Source organism: Marinobacter lacisalsi, from assembly GCF_042651045.1.
GTDB lineage: Bacteria > Pseudomonadota > Gammaproteobacteria > Pseudomonadales > Oleiphilaceae > Marinobacter > Marinobacter lacisalsi.
This window is the reverse complement of sequence record NZ_JBHSDI010000061.1, coordinates 46,662-69,907: the sequence shown is the minus strand read 5'-3', so window position 1 is coordinate 69,907 and position 23,246 is coordinate 46,662. Positions and strand designations below refer to the sequence as shown.

Here is a 23,246-nt window from a genome sequence, read left to right as displayed (position 1 = left end):
CGACAATACAACCAACAACACAAGAAACGAAAAGGAGCCCCCAATGAAACTGGATTCCTCCATCAGTGCCGTGGTTACCGGCGGCGCATCAGGCCTGGGTGAAGCCACCGCCCGCCGCCTGGCTGCATCCGGCGTAAAAGTCGCCATCTTCGATTTCAATGAAGAGCAGGGCCAGGCAGTGGCCGCGGATATCGGCGGCGTGTTTTGCAAAGTGGACGTCACCTCTGAGGACGCGGTAACGGCCGGCTTCGAAAAGGCCCGTGAAGCCCATGGCCAGGAACGTATCCTGGTGAACTGCGCCGGTACCGCCAACGCCTTCAAGACCGCCGGCCGCGACAAGCAGACCGGTGAGCCCAAGTCCTTCCCCCTGAAGGAGTTCGAGAAGATCATCCAGATCAACCTGATCGGCAGCTTCCGCTGTGCCGCCCATGCGGCAGCCGGCATGCTTTCGCTGGAAGGCATGGAGGATGACGAACGTGGTGTGATCATCAATACGGCGTCGGTTGCCGCCCAGGATGGCCAGATGGGGCAGGCCGCCTATTCCGCCTCCAAGGCCGGCGTTATGGGCATGACCCTGCCCATGGCCCGTGACCTGATGGGCGAGGGCGTTCGCGTCAACACCATCATGCCGGGGCTGTTCGATACGCCGCTGATGCAGGGCATGCCAGAGCATGTGCGGGAGGCCCTTGGCGCATCCGTGCCCTTCCCGAAACGGCTGGGCCAGCCGGACGAGTTTGCGCAGTTGGCGGAAGTCATGATCACCAACGGCTATTTCAACGGCGAAAGCGTTCGCCTGGATGGCGCGATCCGCATGGAGCCGCGCTAGTGCGCCAAACGGGACACTAACCATTGACCGACCGGCAGCCCGTACAGTGGCTGCCGGCTACCCAAGAGGACTTACATCATGGCTGAAGCCTATATTGTTGCCGCCAGCCGCACCGCCGGGGGACGCCGCGGCGGCCGCCTGTCCGGCTGGCACGCCACCGACCTGGCGGCGGAAATACTCAATGACGTGGTGGACCGGGCAAAGGCGGATCCGGCCCTGATCGACGATGTCATCATGGGCTGCGTCAGCCAGATCGGCGAGCAGTCCACCAACGTCGCCCGCAACGCGGTGCTGGCCTCAAAGCTGCCGGAGTCCGTGCCGGGCACCAGTGTTGACCGCCAGTGCGGCAGCTCCCAGCAGGCCATCCACTTTGCCGCCCAGGCGGTGATGTCCGGGTTCCAGGACGTGGTCATTGCCGCTGGCGTGGAGAGCATGAGCCGCACCCCCATGGGCTCGCCGGTGAAACTGGCCCAGAAGGCCGGCATTGCCGAGCACTACATGGGCCCCAATATCCGTGAGCGCTACCCGGATGTGCCGGAGTTCAGCCAGTTCATGGGCGCGGAGATGATCGCGAAAAAGTACGGCCAGTCACCGGATGACCTCCACCGGTTTGCCCTGGAAAGCCACAAGCGCGCCATTGCCGCGACGGAAGCCGGGCGATTTGACAGGGAAATCCTGCCGCTGCAGGCCAAACTGCAGGACGGCACGGTGCTGGATGAACTCCACAAGATCGATGAAGGCATCCGTTTCGACGCTACCCTGGAAGGCATCGCCGGCGTAAAGCTCCTGCAGGAAGGGGGTGTCATCAACGCCGCTGTGGCCAGCCAGATCTGCGACGGCGCCACGGCGGTAATGATCGTCAATGAGAAGGGCCTGAAGAAACTGGGCGTTGAACCCCTGGCCCGCATCCACCACATGAGCGTGATCGGCCACGACCCGGTGATCATGCTGGAAGCCCCCATCCCGGCCACCCAGCAGGCTCTCAAGAAGATGGGTATGGGCATCAACGACATCGACCTGTTCGAGGTCAACGAAGCTTTCGCCCCGGTGCCCCTGGCCTGGATCGAGGTCACCGGGGCCGACCCGGACCGCCTCAACGTCAACGGCGGCGCCATTGCCCTGGGTCATCCGCTGGGGGCGTCCGGCACCAAGCTGATGACAACCCTGGTTCACGCACTACAGGACCGTGGTGGACGTTATGGTCTGCAGACTATGTGTGAGGGCGGGGGTATGGCGAATGTGACGGTGATTGAGCGGCTTTGACGGGGTCGTGTGGCTATGTGAGTCATCCTGAGCCTTGAGATTATGAACGGGGCTCAGGATAAGAGTGCAACCGGCCATTTCCTGCTCACTGCAACGCTGCGGCCCTGTTCAGGAATCCCGCAATTTCCCGGTAGGTTTGTTCGCAAGCCTCTGGCACCAGGTCTTCCAGGTTCAGGTAGGCATGGATCATGTCAGAGTAGTCCTTTAGTTGGCAGCGTACACCTGCGGATTCCAGCTTGCGGGTATAAGCTACCCCCTCGTCGTGAAGCGGGCAGAAGCCGGCGGTGATCATCAGTGTTTCCGGCATGGCCTCCGGTACCGGCATGTGCAGCGGCGACGCGGCACGGCGGTCTTCTCCATTGGCAAAGTAGTGATCGAAGTACCAGCGGATACGGGTCTCTTCCAGCAGGTAGCCTTCGCCATGACCTGTGATGGACGGGTGGTCCATAGTGTAGTCCAGGCTCGGGTAGATCAGCACCTGATCGGTCAGGTTCAGGTCCGGGTCTCCTGCCAGCAGACGGCTGACGGTGGCCGCGTAGGTGCCACCACCCGAGTCGCCTGTCAGGGCCAGCCGGCGTTCAAAACCCACGCCTTCCTGTTCCAGTAGCTGCCAGACCTGACGGGTGACTGCCAGGCAGTCATTGAGGCCGCCGGGATAGGGCGTCTCCGGTGCCAGCCGGTAATCCACCGACAGCACCAGCCAGCCACTGGTCGCGGCCAGCTTGCGGGCAATGGGGTCGTAAACCTGAACGCTGCCGGCCATATGGCCGCCGCCGTGGAAGAACAGCATCACCGGTTTCGCCTTGTCGGGGGTCGGGTCATAGAGCCGCACGGGAATGTCGCCGTCGGCGGAATTGACCTGCACATCCGTGACTGCGGGCAGCTCGGGTGACCGGGTAACAAAGGTGGCGGTAATGCCGGCCAGGCTGTCCCGCACCATCCGGGGGGTGGCCTCCACGCCCCGGGCCTTCTGGTCGGCGACCAGCGGATTGAGCTGGTCGAGCCAGGCGCGCAGGTTGGGGTGTACATCGGTCATCGGGTTACTCCGTCGTGGGCGGTCTCAGTGCTGGAACAGCACCAGTGCTTCGCCATCACAGATCAGGCGGCCATCGCGGCCGGTGCAGACGGTTGCCAGGTTTACCAGAGCTTTGTCCCGACGCAGGCGACTCACGGTAACGCTGGCCTGCAGCGGCTCATCGGGCTCGGCAATGGCGTGGAACGTCATGGTCTGTTTCAGGTAATTGGTGCCGTGGCCTGGCAGGTCCTCCCCCAGCAGGCAGGAGAACAGACCAGCGATCAGCGGTTCAGGCACCCCGGTCCATTCCTGATCCAGTTGGCAGAGTTCACGCCATTCCCGCAGGTCCTTTGGCGAGAAAACACGCCCCAGACGGGCGACCTGGCCTTCGCTCAGGGCGTCAAAACGCTCCAGATTCATGACGCCTCCCCAGCGGACAGGATCAGTTGGCACTCGCCGGTCAGGCAGGATTCGCCATCGGGACGGGTGATGGTGGTTTTCAGGTACAGCACCGCACCATCACGCTGCAGTTCCTCCACCACCAGTTCCAGCGTTTTGCCGGCGTAAGCCGGTGCAGGGAACATCAGGCTCTGGCTTTTCAGGGTTGAACCGGGCCAGTTCTGTGCCAGCAGGCTGCGCACCACGCTGAACAACAGCATGCCATGGGACACGGTCTGGCCAAAGCTGGTGCGGGCGGAGAATACCGGATCCACATGGATCGGGTTGTGGTCGCCGCTAAGGCGGGCGAACCGGTCAAAGTCTTCCTGGGTGAGCACAAAGGTCTGCTCGCAGGGAATGGTTGCATCGATCATGGTCAGTCCTGTCTGAGAGCCTGTTTGGTGACCTTGCCCAGGGCGTTGCGGGGCAGTTCGTCCACCCACTGGAAATACCGGGGCACCTTGTAGCCGGCCAGTCGCTCCCGGCACCAGCTGTTGAGTTCGTTGCTTTCGGGTTCGTCGGCTTCGGGTTTCAGGCACAGGAAGGCCTTGCCCACTTCGCCCCATTTCTCGTCTGCTACGCCGACCACGGCCACCTCGCTCACCGCCGGGTGTTCCACCAGTACCCGTTCCACCTCGGCGGGGTAGACGTTTTCGCCGCCGGAAATGAACATGTCTTTCCAGCGGTCAACAATGTAGTAGCAGCCGTCATCATCGCAGCGGGCGACATCGCCGCTGTGCAACCAGCCGTCCTGCCGGATGGCTTCACGGGTGGCGTCGGGGCGGTTCCAGTAGCCCGGGGTGATGTTGGGGCCGCGGATCAGCAGCTCGCCGGACCCGCCGGGGCCCACATCCTGGCCGTCAGTGCCGACGATGCGCACCTCGGTAAGCAACTGGGGCCGGCCCACGGAGCCAATCTTGTCCAGCACGTCGGCCTCGTCCAGCAGGAATACGGTGGGCCCGGTTTCGGTCATGCCCATACCGGTGCGTACACGGATGCCTTCCTCCACAAAACGACGCGCCACCGGCAGTGCCAGTGGTGCACCGCCGCAACCCCAGGAACGCACGTTGCGCAGTCGCTCGCCGCTGAACGACCGGTGCTCGAGAATGGCCTGGTAGACCGCCGGCACGCCGAAAAAGATGGTGGCGCGGTTCTCCAGTACATCCATGGCCTGGTCGGGTTCAAAGGTTCGGGCCACCAGTACACAGCCGCCAGCGATGAAGACCGCCGATGAGTAGAGATTGATGCCGGCGGTGTGGAACAGCGGCAGCACGTTGAGCAGGGTGTCCTGGCCGGTCAGGTCCACCGCCAGGCCAATGTTCAGGAAGTTGCTCATCATCATGCGGAAGGTCTGGATGACACCCTTGGGCCGGCCCGTGGTGCCGGAGGTGTAGAGCAGGTACCACGGGGTGTCCGGATCACGGTCCGGGTGCGGGCGCAGGTCGGGCTGGGTATCCGCCAGGTCGTTATCGTAGTGGTGGCAGTCACCGGCCTTGCCATCCAGGTCCACCAGCAGCGGCGTATGGCCGGAGGTCCTGAGCGCCCGGGCGCTGTCGGTGAACTCCTCCCCGAAGACCAGCGCCCCCGGCGTGCAATCCTCCATCAGCTGCTCCAGTTCCGGCAGTGCCAGACGCCAGTTCAGCGGGACCAGGATCAGCCCGGCCTTGGCACAGCCGAACAGCATGACAAAGAGTTCGGCGCGGCTGTGGCCGAGGAAGGCGACCCGATCGCCCTCCTTCAGCTTCCAGTGGCTGAGGGCTGCTGCGGCAAAGCGTGCCGCCTGTTCGTTCAATTGCCCATAGGTATAGGCCCGGCCTGATGCCAGGTCTTCCAGCGCGGGGCGATCCGGGGTGACACGGGCCCGGTGGCCCGCCAGGTCAAACATGTTCATGCGGTCCTCCCGAGAAAAGTGGCCATACCGAGGTCAGCCTCATCGGTGACGATCTGCTCCAGGAACTGCTGACGCTCCCGTTCCAGTGTTGCGGCAACACGATCCACATCCGGTCGGTTCAGGCGCAGGGTGCGCACCACGCTGCCGGGTTGTTTTTTCGTCAGGCCGTTGGCGATGGACAGGGCCCTGGCCAGTTCCTCGCCGGCGGGGGCGTCGTACTGGGCCAGCCCCCAGTCCAGGGCATCCCGTTGTGAGATCGTGCGGTTGGTCAGCTGCACATCCAGTGCCCGGGCGCGACCGATGCGATCCGGCATCAGGGCTGTCCAACCGCCATCCGGGCTGTAACCCACCACTGTGTACCAGGGGGCAAAGCTGGCGCGGGGGCTGGCCACGACAATGTCGCTGGCCAGCACCAGGCCCAGGGAGCCTCCGGTCACCATGCCGTGCACGGCTGTCAGTGTGGGCACTGGCAGGGTCAGCAGTTGCAGGATTACCTCATTAAGGGTACCGACGACCCTGCTTGCGTAGGCCTCCCGCTCATGGCGAGGCGTGTTGTAGAAACCGGCGACATCGCCACCGGTGGAGAAGGATTTTCCGGCAGCATCGATCAGCAGTGCCGCGGGTTGTTCACGTCGGCATTGGGTCAGGGCCTCCTTCAGATCGTCCAGCAACTCCGGGACCAGGGCGTTGTGGCGTTCCGGACGGTTGAGGGTGAGTCGGGCGACGTCGCCTTCCTGTCGATAGATTACGTGTGTCAGTCCGCGATTCACGGCTTGTCCCTCCCGTTCAGGGCGAGGCCGTTGCGCAGGAAATCCGACATGGTTTCCACAATCGGGTCGAAGGCGTGCTCCCCTTCGCTGGCGCGCTGGTCCCAGAGGGCGTATTTCAGGGCCAGGAAGTGGGACAGTCCCATCAGTGCCCACGCCCGGTGCTGATTGTTGCCGGGTCGGATCTCGCCTTTGCGGGTGGCGGTATTGAGCATGTCGGTATAGCCCCGGGCGAAAGTCTCGTAGTACTCCTGGTAGATGGCCTGATCCACGAACTGGGCCTCCTGTAGCACCCGATACAGGGACGGGTGGTCCGACAGATACTGGAGGAAAGCCTTCAGGCCCTGCTCTTCGGCGCCGAGACGGTCATGGGTGCCGATAACCTGGGCTGCCAGGTGGGCCCGCAGCTTGTGCCCCAGATCCATGACCAGTTCCCGCAGGATCTCTTCCTTGCTGGTGAAGTAGGTATAGAAGGTCCCCTGGGCTACACCGGCGGCACGGGTGATGTCGGTGACGCCGGCGCGGTGGTAGCCCAGGGTGCCGAAGGTGTCTTCCGCCGCCTTGAGGATCTTTGCCCGGGTACGGGCACCACGGGCGGTCTTGGGCGCGCCGGGGGGCTGCGGGGCCTGTGTTGTTGTACTCATCAGCCTTGTCCTTCTGCCTGGTGGTGACGGAGCCGGGCCTTCCGCCCCGGAGGTCGACATTGGTCGGTTACTGGATTCTACAATTGCGAAACATGAATCAATCGTCAAGTAATCTAGGAAAGCGCGCTCCCCCTGTCAAGACAAGAGAATGCTGTAATGGCAGGCTCTATGTCGCGATCGAGAAAATTTATCTATCGCTTTGCGATCAGTTAATAGTCAAAAAATAGAATTTTTTTCTTGATAAAACCTGAACCGGTTGTCATATTTTAAATCGTACAATGACACAACAAGGCGGAACGTTCACCGACAGGTCGTCCGCCGCGCCATAACCAGAAGCCCGACAACAATAAAAGGGGATCACCGTATGAAGCGCATCATGCTTGCAGCTGCCATTTCGATAGGCGCTTTCTCCGCCCAGGCGGCAGAAGATTCCATTCGTATTGCCCATGTCACCGGGTTCACCGGTCCGCTGGCTCCCTACGCCGAACAGCTGGACGTCGGTCTGAACATGGGTTTTGAATACGCCACCAACGGCACCATGGAAATCGAGGGGCGGCCCCTTGAGCTGTCCACCAAGGACACCCAGCTGGACCCGGCCCGTGCCCGTGCTCTGGTGGAAGAGGCCTACGCCGAGGATGACGCACACATCGTCGTGGGACCGGTTTCGTCCGGTGTTGCCCTGGCAACCCTGCCACTGGCCCAGGACTATGAGCGCATCATCATGCCGGAAGGTGTGGCGGACGCCATCACTGGTTCGGAATGGAACCGCTACGTGGTCCGGGTGGGGCGCAACTCCTCCCAGGATGCCGTGTCCAACGCCGTTGCGCTCGGTGAACCGGGGGTTTGCGTATCCACCATCGCTCAGGATTACGCCTTCGGTCGCGACGGTGTAGCGGCTTACAAGGAGGCCATGGAAGCCGAAGGTGGCACCGTTGTTCATGAGGAGTACCTGCCTACTGACGCTACGGACTTTACTGCGGCGGCTCAGCGGCTGTTCGACTCTCTCAAAGACCGAAGTGATTGCGAAAACGGCAAGTACATCTTTGCGATATGGGCCGGTTCCTCCAACCCGCTGGGCCGGATTCAGGATCTGGACCCGAGCCGCCACGGTATCAAGCTGGCTACCGGGGGCAACATCCTGGCCGCGATGGTGGGTTATGCTGACTTCCCGGGCATGCAGGGTGCAGGCTTCTACTACTTCGAGTCGCCGGATAACGAAGTCAACGACTGGCTGGTGGAGCAGCACTTTGAGCGCCACAACTCCGCTCCGGACTTCTTTACCGCCCAGGGTTTTGCCCAGGCCATGGCCATTACCGAGGCTATCCGCAAGTCCGGTGGTTCGACCGATGCCGAGGACCTGATTGCAGCGTTCGAGGGACTGGTGTTCCAGACCCCCAAAGGCGAGATGGAAATTCGCGCCGAGGACCATCAGGCGATGCAGGATATGTATCACTTCGAGATTGAGGTCCAGGAGCGTGACGACTGGTTTGATGACCGTACCGTTAAAGCGGGTGTGCCCGAGCTGATCCGGGTTATCGACCGCAAGGAAATGGACATCCCGGTCCGCAACTGAGCAATTCCCTCCCATAGGCCCCCGGTTCCCGGGGGCCGCATGATCACGACAACGCAGCCGGAGCTGTTCATGTCAACCGAACAAGCGGTTCTTGAAACCCGTGACCTGACCATAAACTTTGGTGGCCATGTGGCGGTCGACCGGGTCTCCTGCAAGTTCCACAAGGGGACTCTGACCTCCATTGTCGGACCCAATGGTGCCGGCAAAACCACCTGGTTCAACCTGATTTCCGGTCAACTGAAAGCCAGCGCCGGCCAGGTGCTCCTCAACGGTGAGGATCTTACCGGTCTGTCCGCGGCGCGCCGGGCTGACAAGGGCCTGGGTCGTGCCTTTCAGCTGACCAACCTGTTTCCGAACCTGACCGCTCTCGAGAACGTGCGTCTGGCGGTGGCCGCCCGTCATCACATCGGCCATGTGTTCTGGCAGATGGCCAGTCACCGTCGAGACCTTACCGAGCGGGCCATGGCGTATCTCACCCAGGTCAACCTGGGCGGGCGCGCCGAATACCTGGTATCCGGGTTGCCTCACGGTGATCAGCGCAAGCTGGAAGTAGCACTGATGCTGGCCCTGGAGCCGGAAGTGTTCATGTTCGACGAACCCACCGCCGGCATGAGCGTGGATGAGGTGCCGGTGATCCTCGACCTGATCGCCGATATCAAGAAACAGCAGAACAAGGTGGTGTTGCTGGTGGAGCACAAGATGGATGTGGTGCGTTCACTGTCAGACCGCATCGTGGTCCTGCATAACGGCGAACTGGTGGCTGACGGTGAACCGGCCGAGGTAATTGCGTCTCCGGTGGTGCAGGAAGCCTATCTCGGCGCCTCCCCGGATACCGAGGCGGAGGTGGCCCATGGCTGAACCCATTCTGACACTGTCTGGCATAAAGGCGGACATTGATCAGTACCATATTCTTCATGGTGTCGATCTGGCGGTACCCAAAGGCGAGCTTACTGTGCTGCTGGGCCGCAATGGCGCCGGCAAGAGCACCACCCTGCGCACTATCATGGGCCTGACCACGCTCACCGCGGGCACCCTGACCTACCAGGGTCAGGACATCAGCCGTTGGCCAACACCGAAAATCGCCCGAGCCGGCATCGCTTTCGTGCCCGAGAACATGGGCATCTTCGGCCTGTTGACGGTACGGGAGAACCTGATTCTGGCTGCCGTCAACGGCCCCATGGAGGAGGCGCGCCTGCAATGGATCTTTGACCTGTTTCCACCCCTGAAGAAATTCTGGGACAAGCCTGCCGGTACCCTGTCCGGTGGTCAGAAACAGATGCTGGCGATTGCCCGGGCGGTGATTGAACCCCGGGATCTGTTGCTGGTGGACGAGCCCACCAAGGGGCTGGCGCCGGCCATCATCAACGACCTGGCGGATGCGTTCGAGCAGCTAAAGGCGCAGCAGGTGAGCATCCTGCTGGTGGAGCAGAACTTCAACTTCTCCCGCCGTCTTGGCCAGACCGTGGCGGTCATGAACGATGGCGCCGTAGTCCATGCGGGCACCATGGCCGAACTGGCGGAGAACGACGAGCTGCAGCAGGATCTGCTGGGCCTCGGACTGGGAGCGCATCAATGACTGAGGAGACCACTGCCATGCCGACGTCCGATACCGCGGCCGGTGCCGAACAGACGCGCCGCCATCCTGTCGAGTGGCTGAAGGATGTCCGGGACAACAAGGCCCACCTGTTCCTGCTGGGCATCATGTTGCTGGCCTCCGTGGCCGTGATCGATTTTCAGACCTGGCTGGTGCTGACCATCAGCGGGGTGGCCATGGGCGCCATACTGTTCCTGATGGCCTCGGGGATGACACTGACCTTTGGCCTGATGAGTGTGCTTAACCTGGCCCATGGTGCCTTTATTTCGCTGGGCGCTTTCGCCGGTGGCACGGTGCTGGCCTTCTGGCTGGACGGCTTTGCCAGCTCGCCTTCCTTTCTAAGCAACCTGGTGGCCATTGTTCCGGCGCTGTTGTTCGCGGCCGTAGTGGCGGGCGCCGTGGGCCTGGTGTTTGAAAAGCTGGTGATCAAACCGGTCTATGGCGACCATCTGAAGCAGATTCTGGTGACCGTAGGTGGTTCCATCATCCTGATGCAGCTAATCGAGGTGGTCTGGGGGCCCAACGAGATCCCGGTCACCCGGCCCGAGTCTCTCAGCGGTGCTTTTTTCGTGCCGGAATTCCTGCCCCTGATCGGTGGCATCGTGCTCGAGAAATACCGCCTGGTGGCCGTAGTGCTGGGCCTGGCCATCTATGCCGCCATGCTGTGGATAATCGACCGTACCCGCATCGGCATTCTGATCCGCGCTGGTGTGGAAAGCCGTGAGATGGTGGAAGTTCAGGGTTACCGCATTCACCTGCTGTTTCTGGGCGTGTTCGTTGCCGGATCGGCGCTGGCTGGCCTCGGTGGCGTGATGTGGGGCATGTACAAGGAACTGCTGACGCCCCATATGGGCGACGAGATGATGATCTCTGTGATCGTAGTGATCATCCTCGGCGGTCTGGGCTCTATTCGAGGCTGTTTCTATGGTGCACTGCTGGTGGGGCTGATCAACCTCTACATCGGTTTTGTGGAGCCCCGGCTGGCGGCCGTGGCCACGGTCGGGCTGATGGTTGGGGTGCTGATGTGGCGTCCCCAGGGGCTGATCCCGGTAATCAAGATTTAAGGAGTGATGAACATGCTGAATCGAATCTTGTCCGGCGATTATCCTCGCAGCCGTCCGCTGACCGCGCTGCTATTGATCATCGTCACCTGTCTGGTGCTGGGGCCATTCCTGTTTGACGGCATCCGCGCCTTCAGCACCCTGTCAATGATCTGTGTCTTTATCATGGTGGTGGCGGCCTATGACCTGATGCTGGGGTACACCCACATCGTTTCCTTTGCCCACACCATGTTCTTTGGCATTGGTGCCTATGGGGTGGCGATGGCCATAGAGAGCATGGGCAATAGCTCTGGCGCCATACTGGTGGGCCTGGCGGGCGCACTGGCGGTAAGCTTCGCGCTATCGCTGCTGTTGGGTTTGCTTTCGCTGCGGGTGAAGGCCATTTTCTTTGCCCTGGTGACCCTCGCGGTGGCGTTTGCGTTCCTCAGCCTGGTGACCCAGCTGTACCATGTCACCGGTGGTGAGGATGGTATGCGGGTGCGAGTTCCCCGGGAGTTGGGCCCGGCCTTCCGTCCCTTTGAGGCGCCGCTGCCCGGTATTGATCTACCGACCCTGCTCAAGGGCTTGCTGACCCAGCCGTGGAACCTGGTGCAGGTCTGGAACGAGGCCACGTTCGAATTCAGGTTCAGCGGTCGCAACGTCATGTACTACGTGCTCGTGGCCATGGCCACCGGGGTGTTCCTGTTCCTGCTGCGCCTGGTGAACTCGCCCTTTGGCCGGGTACTGCAGGCGATCCGTGAAAACGAATTCCGCGCTGAAGCGCTGGGTTACCGAACCGTGGTGTACCGCACGGCGGTGGTGATTCTGGCGGCGCTGGTGGCAACCCTGGCTGGCGCGGGCTTTGCCCTGATCAACCGCTACGTGAACCCGGAGAACACCCTCAATTTCGAGCTGATGGTGTTTATCCTGCTGATGTGCGTCATCGGCGGTATGGGCACCTTGTACGGTGCCATCGTCGGGAGCGCGCTATTCCTCCTGGCCCAGAACTACCTGCAGGATCTGCTGGGTTGGGTAGGGCAGTTCACGGCTGGCATTCCAGTGGTGGAAAATCTGCTGGGGGCCGACCACTGGTTGCTGTGGTTCGGCCTGCTGTTCGTGCTCAGTGTGTACTTCTTCCCTGCCGGGGTGGTGGGACAATTGCGGATCTGGTCGTTGCGGCGGCGTAACCGCCAGTCTCCGCCGTCTTCCGGGCCGGAGGCCGAGCCTTTGTCGCAGACCTGAGCCTGAAACCCCGAGATTCACTGGTCCGATAATAGACAAGACCGGGTGGGGAGAGAGTGAGCGACTGTACTGCCATCTGGCCGTAGCCTCGTGGTCCTGGCATCCCAAGGCGGGATAGTCGCTCAGGGGAGAGGTATCAATTTCGTTCAGGCTGCCACTTGCTCGTAGGAAAAATCAGGAATGTCCGTGCGCTCACTGGCATGCTCGAACGTGATCGCGCAGATTTGCCTGTCATGATCGATATCCAGCGTGGTGTTCTCATCAAGATCCCGGGTTTCGGCAACGTCCGTCACCCGCAGTTCAATGTACAGGGTGTCTGAGTCCTGAAAGTATTTGATTTTCACTGTCGGAGCCTTTGCTCAAAAGGGTATTCGGTTAGTTCTTTAGCCTCGGAACCCATTTTCGAATTAATGCGTTTGAAAGATCTCGTCCAATGATTCGGCATCCAGTATCCGGTCAGCCCAGGTTTCCAGCTGTTTTTGGCTTGCGTCGTTGAGGCAAGCCAAAATTTCAGAATTCAGTGGACCAAAGCGACGTTCAAGGAGTCGAATCAACACTGCTCGCTCGCCACTTTGAATTCCGGCGGCCATGCCTTCTGCTCTCAAGCGCTCGCTCAGGCTTGTCATGGTCTGGTTCTCCTGCGGGTACCGTGCCTTGTACTGTTCCATTTCATTATCATCCAGGGCTGAGTAGATGTCGATGAAGTCAATGTACTTGAGTTGCTTTTCGGGGTCTGGTTCCAGCGTTGTGAGGCCTCTTACTGAACGGGCATAAACCTCCAGTTTCTGGTCATCACGCCAATGCATCACGGACAGCAGCAGTCTTGCGACCAAGTTAGGGCTATCCCACCAGGTTTCAGCTTCCCACTCTGGAAGTGCACAGCGTATGTAGCGGAAGTTCAGGTATTGGTGGTGGTCGCCACCCAATGTTAAATGGTCTGTTTCGTTTCCGCTTGTGCGCAGGAATATGACCACCGGGACAATCCGCTGGGTATCACAAAGTTCTGCCAGATCGAGGCAATAGTGGGCGAGGCGATGGATCGAAAATCGGCGAGGGTCCGACTCTTCTTCGAGCACGAATAGCAGCGCTTCTCTTCGACCGTCAGGCCATTCTGCCAGCAACGGCACATCCAGTTCCCGGAAACGATTGCCGAGTCTTTCCTTGAGTTGTTCCTGCCGTAACGGGATGATGCGGACATTCTCCTGGTCGAGGGCTTCGGCCTCTTGGGGGCAGAAAACTTCCAGCGCCTTCAGGGGATAGTCGAGAATCAGGTTCTTGAAATTCTGGTCGTGGCTATACCGATGGTCCTTTGCCATGCTGTGCATCCATACACTGAAAATATATGGGTCTTCACTTCTTTTAGTGGGTAACCCTTTATTTCCCTGCCGTTTTTGGTCAATGTTATCCCATCCGATTAACCCGATGGATGGTGGCCGACATTGGATCAATGCACCCTCTACGAACAGATTCTTGGGCTCTCAGCTCCTTGGTTTGTCTCAGACGTTGAGCTTGATAAAAGCCAGAGCGAAGTCGTTGTCCAGGTCGACATAGATAAAGGCACAGCGCTTGTCTGCCCCCGTTGTGGCCGTGCCTGCCCGGGTTACGACTCCCGGGAACGTCGTTGGCGTCACCTCGACACCTGCCAGTTTCGAACGCAGGTAGTTGCCCAGGTCCCCCGCGTGCAATGTCCGGAACATGGTTGCCTGACGGTCAGCGTACCTTGGGCTGAGCAGAACAGCCGGTACACGCTGCTATTTGAAGCCTTTGTTATTAGCTGGCTCAGAGCAGCCTCAATCTCAGCGGTCAGCAAACAGCTGCGCCTGAGTTGGACTGCTATCGACAACATCATGGAACGGGCTGTGCGTCGGGGCCTGGCCAATGCGCCCGACCGCGATACAACACGGCTGGCTGTCGACGAGACTGCATTCCGTAAGGGGCACGATTACGTGACGATCGTTTCCAATGCCCAGGGCCAGGTTCTGGCGGTGGAAGACGGCCGGTCCTCAGACAGCCTCGGTCGCTTTTACGACAGCCTGGAGAAGCCGCGCAAGCAATCGATCATTTCGGTATCCATGGATATGAGTCCGGCGTATCAGAAAGCGACGTTTGCCCATATTGAGAAAGCCCATCGGAAGATCGCCTTCGATCACTTCCATGTTGCACAGATGCTGACCCGGACGCTGGATGCCACTCGCAAGGCTGATATGGCGCGGGCGGATCACTCGATGCGTCAGGAGATCCACCGAAGCCGATACACCTGGTTACGCCATCGCAAGAGCCTTGAGGGGCAGCAGATTCAGCAAATCCGGGCCCTGTCTGATGCTCTCAAAGACACCGGCCTGGTGTGGTACCTCAAGGAGAAGGCACGGGACATCTGGCAGGGCTATCGCGTCAAAGGCGCTCGCGCGGCCTGGCAGGAATGGATTCACATGGCTCGACTGACAGGAGTTCGAGCTTTAGCCTCAACGGCCAACCAGATCGAAACCAAGCTGTTTGGCATTCTCAACGCCATGCGTTTCCAGGCCTCCAATGGACTAGCGGAGGCAATCAACGGACAGGTTCGAGCTTTAAAGGTGCGGTCTCGGGGATTCCGGAGCAAAGAAAGATTCAAACGGGCAATCTTGTTCCATTATGGCGGGCTGCCTATGGCACCTAACCCACACGGATAAGTGAAGAGCCAAATATATACAGCATCTTAGCGACAAACACTTGCGTGTCAACGTGTCGAAAACGAAGGGATATCAGTAGATGAATAAGGGATAGGCAAAAACAGGGGCGACTAAGTGGTCGCCCCTGATCAGGCGTGTGAGGGGTTTCGCCTGGGATGCAGTCTTTGTTGCTTAGTCCTCAATCAGAATCAAATCATGCTCCGGCGTCGGGCGTTGCCCGTCTGCCGGCACCAGCGACGCCAGGTCGCTGCCGAACAGCTCGCCGATACGCAGGGTACCCACTCGCTCACCGACGCGCCAGGTGATGGGCTGGCCATTGGGGGCGCGGACGAGGGTGCCAGGCTCATGAATGGCCAGCTCGTCGCCGGCTTCCAGGCCATTGGCGCGGCCTGCTGACAGGTACAGTCGGCCGTCATCGGCGCGGAAGGCTTTCATGGCCCAGGGGGCGATGTCGGCCCGCTGTGAGGCCAGCTCCAGCAATTCCTCACCCTGTTTACCGGAGGTCAGATCTGTCGTGCCCCAGCGGGCGCCGCTGGCGGCATCCACGATCGTTACGGACGATCCGTCCTCAACGGTGACCACAAGACGCGAGCCAGGGTATGCAGCCAGGGCTTCGGCGCAGTCTGCCGAGGTTGTGTCGCCACAGGCTGGAGTGTTGGTCAGGGCGTCCCGCAGTTCCGATCGGGGGATCAGCCGGAAACCATAATCGGCGGCGGTATTGTCCAGTTCCCGATAGAGGGAGTCGGAGGCGCCGATGATTGCCAGATTGGTGCGAAGCTGGCCGCTGGCGGGTATAGCCGTAACGGAAGAGGATGAGACCTCGCGATTGCGCTCTTCAACCGGGGTTGATCCACCCCGCTCCCAGAACGGCGTGCTCCATTCACTTTCCTCCATATTGAGGCCAGCTTCCGAGTCTGCTGCTTCTAATTGCTTTTCTGCTTGGTCCGAAGAGACACATCCACCGATCAGCAGGGTTGTCAGGCAAACGGCGGGAAAGATACGGCACTTCATGTCCATGATTGTGAAACCTTTGATAAAGCTTGGCGGGGATGGAATTATTGGCATAAAAACAAAAAGGGCGGGTCAGGGCAATGCCCTGACCCGCCCGAGGGTCGCTAAATTACCTGATTAAGCTCAACCTTAGAACTTGACGCGCAGACCTACGTTGGCTGCCATCAGGTCTTCGTCATCAAAGTCGGTAGCAGCACCAGTGGTATACATGTTGTTGCCACCGCCGCTAACACCGGCTTCGTTCTCGGTCATGATGCCCAGAGACGCGACAGTGCTCACTGCATCATTGACCTGGTAGTTGGCGCTGATGTCATAGATCATGGATGTGTCATCAACGTCCATTTGACCGATGTCGGCGCTGAACCAGCCCACGGCGCCGGTCAGCTTCAGCTTGGGAGTCACGTTAAAGCCAAGCTTACCGATAACCAGGTGCTCGTCATACTCTTCCATGCCAAACCCACGACCCATGCTCGCCAGGGACGTTGGGTTCTGTGTGGAAGCCGGGTTGCTGTTCAGCAGGCTGGAGTAGGTGTCGAAACCCGGGTCAACCAGGCCGCCGTCAATAGCGCCCACGTACTGCACACCCCAGTCCAGCATGCCGGCATTACCGTGCAAGCGCGCATAACCGGAATAGCCGGCTCCAAAGTCAAGGCCGCTTACTGTTCCATCACCGAAAGGTGAATCGCCGTCACTATCCTCGTTGCCCCAAACGTAGTTCATACCAGTGGCGAAGTTGACACCGTCGGTGATCGAGCCGCTGATGTACGGGGAAAAGATGTGTACGTTCTGGAACGGGTAGATTGCATCTTCAGAGTTCTTGAAGAAGTGAACATACAGCAGGCCAACATTCATGCCACCCAGGCGGGTAATCAGGCCGCCAGAGAACATGTCGCCGCTGTCATTGCTATCGAAGACGCCGTTAGGAGTTCCGAGGACATCAAGACGACGGTCATAAAGTGCAACCCAGGTACCGATGCTGGTGGGTGCCAGGAAACTGATACGGTCACGACGGTCGTCACAGACCAGCAGACAGTTGTTCCAGCTGGCCGCCTGACGACCGGCACGGATCAGGTTGCCTCCAACTGGGATCTGGACGTAGCCAGTGTCCAGGGTGACGCTCTCATTGCCTTGGCTGCTGTAACCGGGGCCGGCATCATCACGGGTGTCACCAGTCCAGGTGTCGCCAGCCAGCTGGATGCTGGTGTGCAGGGAAACTCCGGTGTTTTCGTCTTTGAAGTCAGCTTTCAGACGCAGCAGGTTGGCCAGGCCGTTGCCTGAACCGTCGTTGCCGTAGGCGTCGCCGTCTACATAAAAGGCGTCGGCTTGGTAAGTAACACCAAAATCTGTCTGGATAGCATTCGCGACGCTGGCGCCGGCGATTGCCATGCTCAGGATGGATGCGGTTCCCAGTGCCTTGGTCATCGGGCGGGAAGTGATCTTGCTTTGTTGTGCCATGGTTTTAAACCCTTATTTTTGTCTCATCGACTCGATTGTTGGACTCAGTGACGCTTTACTACGTGCTTGTTTTTGCTGTATTTATTCCTTTTTGCTCTGTCAAACCTCCGGTTGTTATCCCTGTGGCCAGTTCATGTCAGGCCATTTGAAGCCTGTTGGTGTTCTGGTCGACTGCCCGCCCCTGGCTGGTGCAAATTGCAGTCCAATCAAGGCAGTTATGGGCAAATGATCAGGTACAGTCTTAGCAGAGAAACCGGTAAAGGCAATAGCCTTTTCGGGCTGGGACAACACTTTTTTTCGTGTGTCTGATAAGAGTCACACTTCCGTGGTGCTTTTTTTGTTCTCTGCTCCGACTGCAGCCTATCATTAGCCACTTCAGTCAGGATGCCTTCCAGTTAGCAGTCCCCCGGATAGTAGGAATAAATTTTTTGTCATGCAATAGCTCTGATGACTTTTTTACTCTTTTTTTGAGAAATGGTGTTGCAGAATGAAACGGGTGCTTAGCTAAGTGTTGGGCGGCTGAGGTTGCCCGGTTGAGTGCGAAGGCATGGGCCCACGGGCTGTGTTGCGGCTGGTGGTGATCTTTCTTCCTTCAATAGCTGCCTACCGTTACCAAATTGCGGTTGGCATCTTTCCTCCTAATTAACTAAGCTGTTCCGCAAGGCAGAACGTTATACCGAAATGGCCGCCATTCCCGTTATTCTGGTTCGCCAGGCGGGTGAGCTTGCTGGGGTGGCGACGGTTCTTTCCTGGCGCTTCGCTCTGGGCTGATTCTTGGGGTTTTTTGGGTCAGGCCATGGCCGTGAGACGGTAGTACACGTAAAATGCGCGGCTGCTGAGGTTAACGTTCATTTTACTGAAGTGCCCTGGGGGATACGCTGCAATCCGGTGCGTTCGGGTTGGTGCCCCCGGGGCTTTTTGAGGCACCGGAAACTATGACCTTGAATACTAAAACAAAAGCAGATCTGGTCGAAGCGTCCCCGGATGCACCGGAAAAGCCGGAGAAGGACCGCAAGTTTGTAGAGGCCCTCTCCCGCGGGCTGGATGTACTACGTGCATTCAGCCAGGGTTCGGTCATCCTGGGTAATCAGGACATTGCACGTCTGACCGGGCTCCCCAAGCCTACTGTGTCCCGTATGACCTATACCCTGACCAGGCTGGGCTACCTCAGCTATAACCCGGTGCTGGAAAAGTACCAGCTCAGCTCGGGCGTGCTGGCGCTGGGCTATGCCTATGTCTCCAATCTCAAGGTGCGCCAGCTTGCCAAGCCCTACATGGATGAGTTCGCCCGTCGCAACAACATGTCGGTCGGCCTGACCTGCCGCGACCGCCTGCATATGATCTATGTGGAAAACCGGATGCCGCCGGAAGCCTCCCTGCTGCGCATGGAAATCGGCCTCAAGCTGCCCATGGCTACCACCGCTGCCGGCCGTGCCTATGTGTCGTCTCTTACCGAAGACGGTCGCAAGATTGTGATGGAAGCCCTGGCCGAGAAATACGGCCCTGAAGGCTGGCCGGAAAAGAAGGAAGGCCTGGACCGGGCCCTGGAAGATTACCGGGAGCATGGCTTCTGCCTGACGCTGGGTGAGTGGGACCGCAATATCAATGCCGCTGGCGTGCCGGTTCGCCTCCAGGATGGCACCACCATGGCTCTGACCTGTGCCGCCCCATCCTATCTGGTGTCCGGCGACAAGCTGCGTAGCTCCATCGCCCATCAGTTGGCGATGCTGGCCAGCGATATCGAGTCGCTCGGGGTCTAGTGCAAAGCACCTGCCAGCGATATTGGCACCCTCTCCCTTGAGGGGAGAGGGACAGGGTGAGGGTGAAAGGCGCCGGACTGCGGAGTTGCTGGCTCCACCCTCTCCCCAACCCCTCTCCCCTCAAGGGAGAGGGGCTTTAAAGTGCTCCCTCTTACTGTGACCGTAGCCCTCTCCCTACAGTGAAGCTGGGCAATAACGTTGCCTTCATTTTCTTACAGGGCGTTAACCACCATCCTCACCGTTTTTTCGGTCAGCCCCGTGTTTTTCTCACCCTCGTCAAGAGGCGTACAATCGTGTTCCTCAAGGAAATCTGGTTGCTGTTTAGCCAGCGAAGGTTGAAACATTCCGCAAACTTGTATTAAATCTCCGGTCTGTTTCGCTTAATAAAACTCCATTCCATGTTTGCGCAAGGAGGATCTATGTCCGACGTCGTAACCTATAACCGCGAAGGCGCCATCGGCGTTATCACCGTCAACTACCCGCCGGTGAACGCGCTCAGCCACGCCGTTCGTACCGGTATCCAGGGCGCCATCCAGCAAGGTCGTGATGATGCGGACGCCAAGGCTCTCCTCATCGTATGTGACGGTCGCACCTTTATTGCCGGTGCAGACATTCGTGAGTTCGGCAAGCCCATGCAGGAGCCGGGTCTGCCGGAGGTCGTCAACTTCATCGAAGCCACCGACAAGCCGGTTGTCGCGGCCATTCACGGCACTGCCCTGGGCGGCGGCCTGGAAGTGGCTCTGGGTTGTCACTACCGTATTGCCGTACCCAGCGCCAAGGTGGGGCTGCCGGAAGTGAAGCTGGGCCTGCTGCCCGGTGCCGGTGGTACCCAGCGTCTGCCGCGTCTGGCAGGTGCCCAGAAGTCCCTGGAAATGATCACCTCTGGTGAGTTTGTTGCCGCGAAGAATGCCGCTGAGCTGGGCATTGTCGATGAAGTGGCCAGCAATGACGACGTCAAGGCTGCCGGCCTGGCGTTTGCACAGAAGGTTGTCGATGAAGGCAAACCGGTGCGTCGTGTCAGCGAGCAGAACGACAAGCTGGAGGCCGAGAAGGGCAGCGATGTCTTTGACAAGTTCCGCGAAGGTCTGAAGAAGAAGGCCCGTGGCCTGCTGGCACCGTTCAAGTGCACCGAGGCCGTGGAGGCCGCTTATACGTCCTCTTCCTTCGAAGAAGGCATGAAGCGCGAGCGCGAACTGTTCGGCGAACTGATGGAGTCAGACCAGCGTGCCGGCCTGATCCACGCGTTCTTCGCTGAGCGTGAAGTTTCCAAGGTTCCGGGGCTGCCCAAGGACACACCGGTACGTGACATCAAGAAAGTGGGTGTAATCGGCGCCGGTACCATGGGTGGCGGTATCGCCATGAACTTCGCCAACGCCGGTATTCCCGTCACCATCGCGGAAGTGAAGCAGGAAGCCCTGGACAAGGGCCTGGGCATCATCCGCAAGAACTACGAAGCCACCGCCAAGAAGGGTCGTATCACCCCGGAGCAAGTTGAAGAGCGCATGAGCCTCATCGACGGCACCCTGACCTACGATGACTTCGCGGATAAGGACCTGGTGATCGAGGCCGTCTTCGAAAGCATGGACCTGAAAAAGAAGATCTTCAGCGAGCTGGACGCCAAGTGTAAGCCCGGCGCCATCCTGGCCTCCAACACCTCCACCCTGGACATCGACGAGATCGCTTCCGCCACCAAGCGTCCGGAAGATGTGATTGGCCTGCACTTCTTCAGCCCGGCCAACGTCATGAAGCTGCTGGAAATCGTCCGTGGCGAGAAGACCTCCGACGAAGTGAAGGCCACTGGCATGGCCCTGGCCAAGAAGATCAAGAAGGTCGGCGTACTGGTTGGCAACTGCCACGGTTTCGTGGGCAACCGCATGCTGCACAAGCGCGGTGCCGAAGCCATGTCCCTGGTGGACGATGGCGCCAGCCCACAGCAGGTGGACAAGGTGCTGACCGACCTCGGCTTCCCCATGGGGCAGTTTGCCATGGGTGACCTGGCGGGTATCGATATCGGCCACAGCATTCGCGAAGAGCGCCGCAAGGCCGGCGAGAATGTACCGCCGAGCTGGATGGACAAGCTGGTCGAGAAGGGCCGCCTGGGTCAGAAGACCATGGCCGGTACCTACAAGTACGAGGAAGGCAACCGCAAGCCGATCCCCGATCCGGAAGTGGATCAGATCATCGCTGATTTCCGTAAGGAGCAGGGTATCGAGCCCCGCGAGATCAGCGACCAGGAAATCCTCGAGCGCTGCATGTACGTGATGATCAACGAAGGCGCCAAGATCCTGGACGAAGGCATTGCCGACCGCTCCCTGGACATCGACATCACCTGGATCTACGGCTACGGCTTCCCGGCTTACCGTGGCGGCCCCATGTTCTGGGCAGACCAGATCGGCCTGGACAAGATCCTGGACGCCGTGAAGAAGTACCACAAGGAAGTCGGCGGCAAGCAGTGGGAGCCGTCTCCGCTTCTGGAGAAGCTGGTAGCTGAAGGCAAGAAGTTCGGCGACCTGTAAGCCTTTATTGAATTGTTGCGGCTTGGCCTCCCCTCTCCCCCGGCGGGAGAGGGGGCGGGGGAGAGGGGGAGCGGTCAACTCCGGTGCCTGGCTTCAGGCACCCTTCGGGTGCTCCCCCTCACCCTAACCCTCTCCCTCCAGGGGAGAGGGGATAAAAACAGGCCCCCCTGCACCTACCTGGAAATCAGGAAGGTGCGGGAACCGCAGCAAAAACCGTTTCAAGAGGACAAGCAAATGCCTGATGCAGTTATCGTCTCCACTGCCCGTACCGGTCTTGGCAAGTCGTACCGGGGCGCGCTGAACAACACCCACAGCGTTGATATCGCTGGCCACGTTATCCAGCACGCCGTTGAGCGCGCCGGTATCGATCCGAACATCGTTGAGGACGTGATCCTCGGCGCCACCTTCCACGAAGGTGCCCAGGGCAAGAACATGGCCCGTCTGGCGGCCATCCGTGGCGGTCTGCCGGTGACCACTGCCGGCCTGTCCATCAACCGGTTCTGTTCCTCCGGCCTGCAGGCGATTGCGCTGGCCTCCCAGCGTGTGGTCTCCGAAAAGGTGCCCGCCATGGTCGCCGGGGGTGTCGAGTCCATCTCCCTGGTGCAGAACGACAAGCTCAACCAGTTCCGCGCCACCAACGAATGGCTGATGAAGAACAAGCCGGAGCTGTACCTGTCCATGATCGAGACCGCCGACATCGTGGCCCAGCGCTACAACGTCAGCCGCGAGGCTCAGGACGAGTACGCCCTGATTTCCCAGCAGCGCACTGCTGCCGGCCAGGAATCCGGCAAGTTCGATGACGAGATCGTGCCTTTTGACGCCACCATGATGGTGAAGGACAAGGAAACCGGCGAAGTCAGCGAAAAGCAGGTCACCCTGAACAAGGACGAGTGCAATCGTCCGAACACCACCCTGGAAGGCCTGCAGGGCCTGGACCCGGTTCGTGGTGAAGGCAACTTCGTCACCGCTGGTAATGCCTCCCAGCTGTCTGACGGCGCCTCCGTGTGCACCGTGATGAACAGCACCTACGCCGAGAAGAACAACATCGAGCCCATGGGCATCTTCCGTGGATTCGCTGTCGCCGGCTGCGAGCCGGACGAGATGGGCATCGGCCCGGTGTTTGCCATTCCGCGTCTGCTGGAGCGTAACGGCCTGACCATGGACGACATCGATCTGTGGGAGCTGAACGAAGCCTTTGCCTCCCAGGTCGTCTACTGTCGTGACCGTCTGGGTATCCCCATGGAGAAGCTGAACGTTAACGGCGGCTCCATCTCCGTGGGGCACCCCTATGGTGTCACCGGTTCACGCCTGACCGGCCACGCCCTGATCGAGGGCAAGCGTCGCGGCGCCAAGTACGTGGTGGTGACCATGTGCATCGGCGGCGGCCAGGGTGCTGCCGGCCTGTTTGAAGTGGTATAAACAGGCGGATTGAAGAGGGGGCGAGCGAGAGTTCGCCCCCTTTTTTATAGCCATCCGGGGTGGCGACGAACTCCTTTCCTGCTCCCTCTCCCTTGAGGGGAGAGGGCTGGGGAGAGGGTGGGG

The 23,246-nt window shown here is 59.9% G+C and carries 21 protein-coding genes; 11 read left to right on the top strand and 10 right to left on the bottom strand.

What is annotated here, in order from left to right; translation table 11 throughout:
* The first annotated feature begins 43 nt into the window (after positions 1–43).
* Positions 44–826 (top strand): SDR family NAD(P)-dependent oxidoreductase, encoded by a 783-nt coding sequence (locus ACFOZ5_RS17600; RefSeq protein WP_379889766.1) that lies wholly within the window; start codon positions 44–46, stop codon positions 824–826.
* Between the two features lie 78 nt (positions 827–904).
* A complete protein-coding gene (locus ACFOZ5_RS17595; RefSeq protein ID WP_379889764.1) occupies positions 905–2,089 on the top strand; it encodes an acetyl-CoA C-acetyltransferase in 1,185 nt (394 codons plus the stop codon).
* Between the two features lie 85 nt (positions 2,090–2,174).
* Here the strand turns inward: ACFOZ5_RS17595 and ACFOZ5_RS17590 are convergent, their stop codons facing one another.
* From ACFOZ5_RS17590 to ACFOZ5_RS17565, 6 genes are read right to left on the bottom strand one after another with little or no spacing between them, the layout of a single operon-like run.
* On the bottom strand, positions 2,175–3,125 hold the full coding sequence (locus tag ACFOZ5_RS17590) for an alpha/beta hydrolase (RefSeq protein ID WP_379889762.1): 951 nt from the start codon (positions 3,123–3,125) through the stop codon (positions 2,175–2,177).
* Between the two features lie 24 nt (positions 3,126–3,149).
* Complete coding sequence (locus ACFOZ5_RS17585; protein ID WP_379889760.1) at positions 3,150–3,524, bottom strand: hypothetical protein; 375 nt, start codon at positions 3,522–3,524, stop codon at positions 3,150–3,152.
* Positions 3,521–3,916 carry a MaoC/PaaZ C-terminal domain-containing protein gene (locus ACFOZ5_RS17580; RefSeq protein ID WP_379889758.1) on the bottom strand — a complete coding sequence of 132 codons (396 nt, stop codon included), beginning with the start codon at positions 3,914–3,916 and terminating at the stop codon, positions 3,521–3,523. The genes ACFOZ5_RS17585 and ACFOZ5_RS17580 overlap by 4 nt, the downstream gene beginning before the upstream one ends.
* A gap of 2 nt (positions 3,917–3,918) precedes the next feature.
* Complete coding sequence (locus ACFOZ5_RS17575) at positions 3,919–5,433, bottom strand: AMP-binding protein (protein WP_379889756.1); 1,515 nt, start codon at positions 5,431–5,433, stop codon at positions 3,919–3,921.
* Positions 5,430–6,203, bottom strand: coding sequence for an enoyl-CoA hydratase/isomerase family protein (locus tag ACFOZ5_RS17570; protein ID WP_379889754.1), 774 nt, complete (start codon positions 6,201–6,203; stop codon positions 5,430–5,432). Before ACFOZ5_RS17570 ends, ACFOZ5_RS17575 begins: the two co-directional genes overlap by 4 nt.
* On the bottom strand, positions 6,200–6,844 hold the full coding sequence (locus ACFOZ5_RS17565; RefSeq protein ID WP_379889752.1) for a TetR/AcrR family transcriptional regulator: 645 nt from the start codon (positions 6,842–6,844) through the stop codon (positions 6,200–6,202). Before ACFOZ5_RS17565 ends, ACFOZ5_RS17570 begins: the two co-directional genes overlap by 4 nt.
* 364 nt (positions 6,845–7,208) lie before the next feature.
* Here ACFOZ5_RS17565 and ACFOZ5_RS17560 point away from each other — a divergent pair, with 364 nt between their 5' ends.
* From ACFOZ5_RS17560 to ACFOZ5_RS17540, 5 genes are all read left to right on the top strand, one after another.
* Positions 7,209–8,417, top strand: a complete 1,209-nt coding sequence (locus ACFOZ5_RS17560; RefSeq protein ID WP_379889750.1) for a substrate-binding domain-containing protein — start codon at positions 7,209–7,211, stop codon at positions 8,415–8,417.
* 69 nt (positions 8,418–8,486) lie between these two features.
* Complete coding sequence (locus ACFOZ5_RS17555) at positions 8,487–9,275, top strand: ABC transporter ATP-binding protein (protein ID WP_379889748.1); 789 nt, start codon at positions 8,487–8,489, stop codon at positions 9,273–9,275.
* Positions 9,268–9,993, top strand: a complete 726-nt coding sequence (locus ACFOZ5_RS17550; RefSeq protein WP_379889746.1) for an ABC transporter ATP-binding protein — start codon at positions 9,268–9,270, stop codon at positions 9,991–9,993. The genes ACFOZ5_RS17555 and ACFOZ5_RS17550 overlap by 8 nt, the downstream gene beginning before the upstream one ends.
* Positions 9,990–11,075: a branched-chain amino acid ABC transporter permease gene (locus ACFOZ5_RS17545; RefSeq protein ID WP_379889744.1), complete on the top strand. Its 1,086-nt coding sequence runs from the start codon at positions 9,990–9,992 to the stop codon at positions 11,073–11,075. The genes ACFOZ5_RS17550 and ACFOZ5_RS17545 overlap by 4 nt, the downstream gene beginning before the upstream one ends.
* 12 nt (positions 11,076–11,087) lie before the next feature.
* Positions 11,088–12,293, top strand: a complete 1,206-nt coding sequence (locus tag ACFOZ5_RS17540; protein WP_379889742.1) for a branched-chain amino acid ABC transporter permease — start codon at positions 11,088–11,090, stop codon at positions 12,291–12,293.
* Between the two features lie 146 nt (positions 12,294–12,439).
* Here ACFOZ5_RS17540 and ACFOZ5_RS17535 read toward each other — a convergent pair whose 3' ends face one another.
* Entirely contained in the window at positions 12,440–12,637 is a 198-nt protein-coding gene (locus ACFOZ5_RS17535) for a DUF2283 domain-containing protein (RefSeq protein ID WP_379889740.1), read from the bottom strand.
* 63 nt (positions 12,638–12,700) lie between these two features.
* Positions 12,701–13,609 carry a DUF4351 domain-containing protein gene (locus ACFOZ5_RS17530; protein ID WP_379889738.1) on the bottom strand — a complete coding sequence of 303 codons (909 nt, stop codon included), beginning with the start codon at positions 13,607–13,609 and terminating at the stop codon, positions 12,701–12,703.
* Between the two features lie 123 nt (positions 13,610–13,732).
* Here ACFOZ5_RS17530 and ACFOZ5_RS17525 point away from each other — a divergent pair, with 123 nt between their 5' ends.
* Entirely contained in the window at positions 13,733–14,962 is a 1,230-nt protein-coding gene (locus tag ACFOZ5_RS17525) for an ISL3 family transposase (protein ID WP_379889736.1), read from the top strand.
* Positions 14,963–15,133: 171 nt separating this feature from the next.
* Here ACFOZ5_RS17525 and ACFOZ5_RS17520 read toward each other — a convergent pair whose 3' ends face one another.
* Together ACFOZ5_RS17520 and ACFOZ5_RS17515 are read right to left on the bottom strand one after the other, a co-directional pair.
* Positions 15,134–15,856, bottom strand: coding sequence for a hypothetical protein (locus ACFOZ5_RS17520; protein ID WP_379889734.1), 723 nt, complete (start codon positions 15,854–15,856; stop codon positions 15,134–15,136).
* 246 nt (positions 15,857–16,102) lie between these two features.
* A complete protein-coding gene (locus tag ACFOZ5_RS17515) occupies positions 16,103–17,428 on the bottom strand; it encodes a hypothetical protein (RefSeq protein WP_379889732.1) in 1,326 nt (441 codons plus the stop codon).
* A 965-nt stretch (positions 17,429–18,393) separates the two neighbouring features.
* Between ACFOZ5_RS17515 and ACFOZ5_RS17510 the strand changes: the two genes are divergently transcribed.
* From ACFOZ5_RS17510 to ACFOZ5_RS17500, 3 genes are all read left to right on the top strand, one after another.
* Positions 18,394–19,188 (top strand): IclR family transcriptional regulator, encoded by a 795-nt coding sequence (locus tag ACFOZ5_RS17510; protein ID WP_379889865.1) that lies wholly within the window; start codon positions 18,394–18,396, stop codon positions 19,186–19,188.
* A 419-nt stretch (positions 19,189–19,607) separates the two neighbouring features.
* A complete protein-coding gene (locus ACFOZ5_RS17505; RefSeq protein WP_379889730.1) occupies positions 19,608–21,704 on the top strand; it encodes a 3-hydroxyacyl-CoA dehydrogenase NAD-binding domain-containing protein in 2,097 nt (698 codons plus the stop codon).
* Positions 21,705–21,938: 234 nt separating this feature from the next.
* Positions 21,939–23,123: an acetyl-CoA C-acyltransferase gene (locus ACFOZ5_RS17500; protein WP_379889728.1), complete on the top strand. Its 1,185-nt coding sequence runs from the start codon at positions 21,939–21,941 to the stop codon at positions 23,121–23,123.
* Positions 23,124–23,246 lie beyond the last annotated feature (123 nt).

Bases quoted from the DNA above. Each gene is read 5' to 3' on its own strand.
- ACFOZ5_RS17500 (WP_379889728.1), top strand. From the start codon at position 21,939: ATGCCTGATGCAGTTATCGTCTCCACTGCCCGTACCGGTCTTGGCAAG.
- ACFOZ5_RS17585 (WP_379889760.1), bottom strand. From the start codon at position 3,524: ATGAATCTGGAGCGTTTTGACGCCCTGAGCGAAGGCCAGGTCGCCCGT.
- ACFOZ5_RS17540 (WP_379889742.1), top strand. From the start codon at position 11,088: ATGCTGAATCGAATCTTGTCCGGCGATTATCCTCGCAGCCGTCCGCTG.
- ACFOZ5_RS17580 (WP_379889758.1), bottom strand. From the start codon at position 3,916: ATGATCGATGCAACCATTCCCTGCGAGCAGACCTTTGTGCTCACCCAG.
- ACFOZ5_RS17505 (WP_379889730.1), top strand. From the start codon at position 19,608: ATGTCCGACGTCGTAACCTATAACCGCGAAGGCGCCATCGGCGTTATC.
- ACFOZ5_RS17520 (WP_379889734.1), bottom strand. From the start codon at position 15,856: ATGGAGGAAAGTGAATGGAGCACGCCGTTCTGGGAGCGGGGTGGATCA.
- ACFOZ5_RS17590 (WP_379889762.1), bottom strand. From the start codon at position 3,125: ATGACCGATGTACACCCCAACCTGCGCGCCTGGCTCGACCAGCTCAAT.
- ACFOZ5_RS17530 (WP_379889738.1), bottom strand. From the start codon at position 13,609: ATGGCAAAGGACCATCGGTATAGCCACGACCAGAATTTCAAGAACCTG.
- ACFOZ5_RS17555 (WP_379889748.1), top strand. From the start codon at position 8,487: ATGTCAACCGAACAAGCGGTTCTTGAAACCCGTGACCTGACCATAAAC.
- ACFOZ5_RS17595 (WP_379889764.1), top strand. From the start codon at position 905: ATGGCTGAAGCCTATATTGTTGCCGCCAGCCGCACCGCCGGGGGACGC.
- ACFOZ5_RS17545 (WP_379889744.1), top strand. From the start codon at position 9,990: ATGACTGAGGAGACCACTGCCATGCCGACGTCCGATACCGCGGCCGGT.
- ACFOZ5_RS17560 (WP_379889750.1), top strand. From the start codon at position 7,209: ATGAAGCGCATCATGCTTGCAGCTGCCATTTCGATAGGCGCTTTCTCC.
- ACFOZ5_RS17575 (WP_379889756.1), bottom strand. From the start codon at position 5,433: ATGAACATGTTTGACCTGGCGGGCCACCGGGCCCGTGTCACCCCGGAT.
- ACFOZ5_RS17550 (WP_379889746.1), top strand. From the start codon at position 9,268: ATGGCTGAACCCATTCTGACACTGTCTGGCATAAAGGCGGACATTGAT.
- ACFOZ5_RS17515 (WP_379889732.1), bottom strand. From the start codon at position 17,428: ATGGCACAACAAAGCAAGATCACTTCCCGCCCGATGACCAAGGCACTG.
- ACFOZ5_RS17600 (WP_379889766.1), top strand. From the start codon at position 44: ATGAAACTGGATTCCTCCATCAGTGCCGTGGTTACCGGCGGCGCATCA.
- ACFOZ5_RS17565 (WP_379889752.1), bottom strand. From the start codon at position 6,844: ATGAGTACAACAACACAGGCCCCGCAGCCCCCCGGCGCGCCCAAGACC.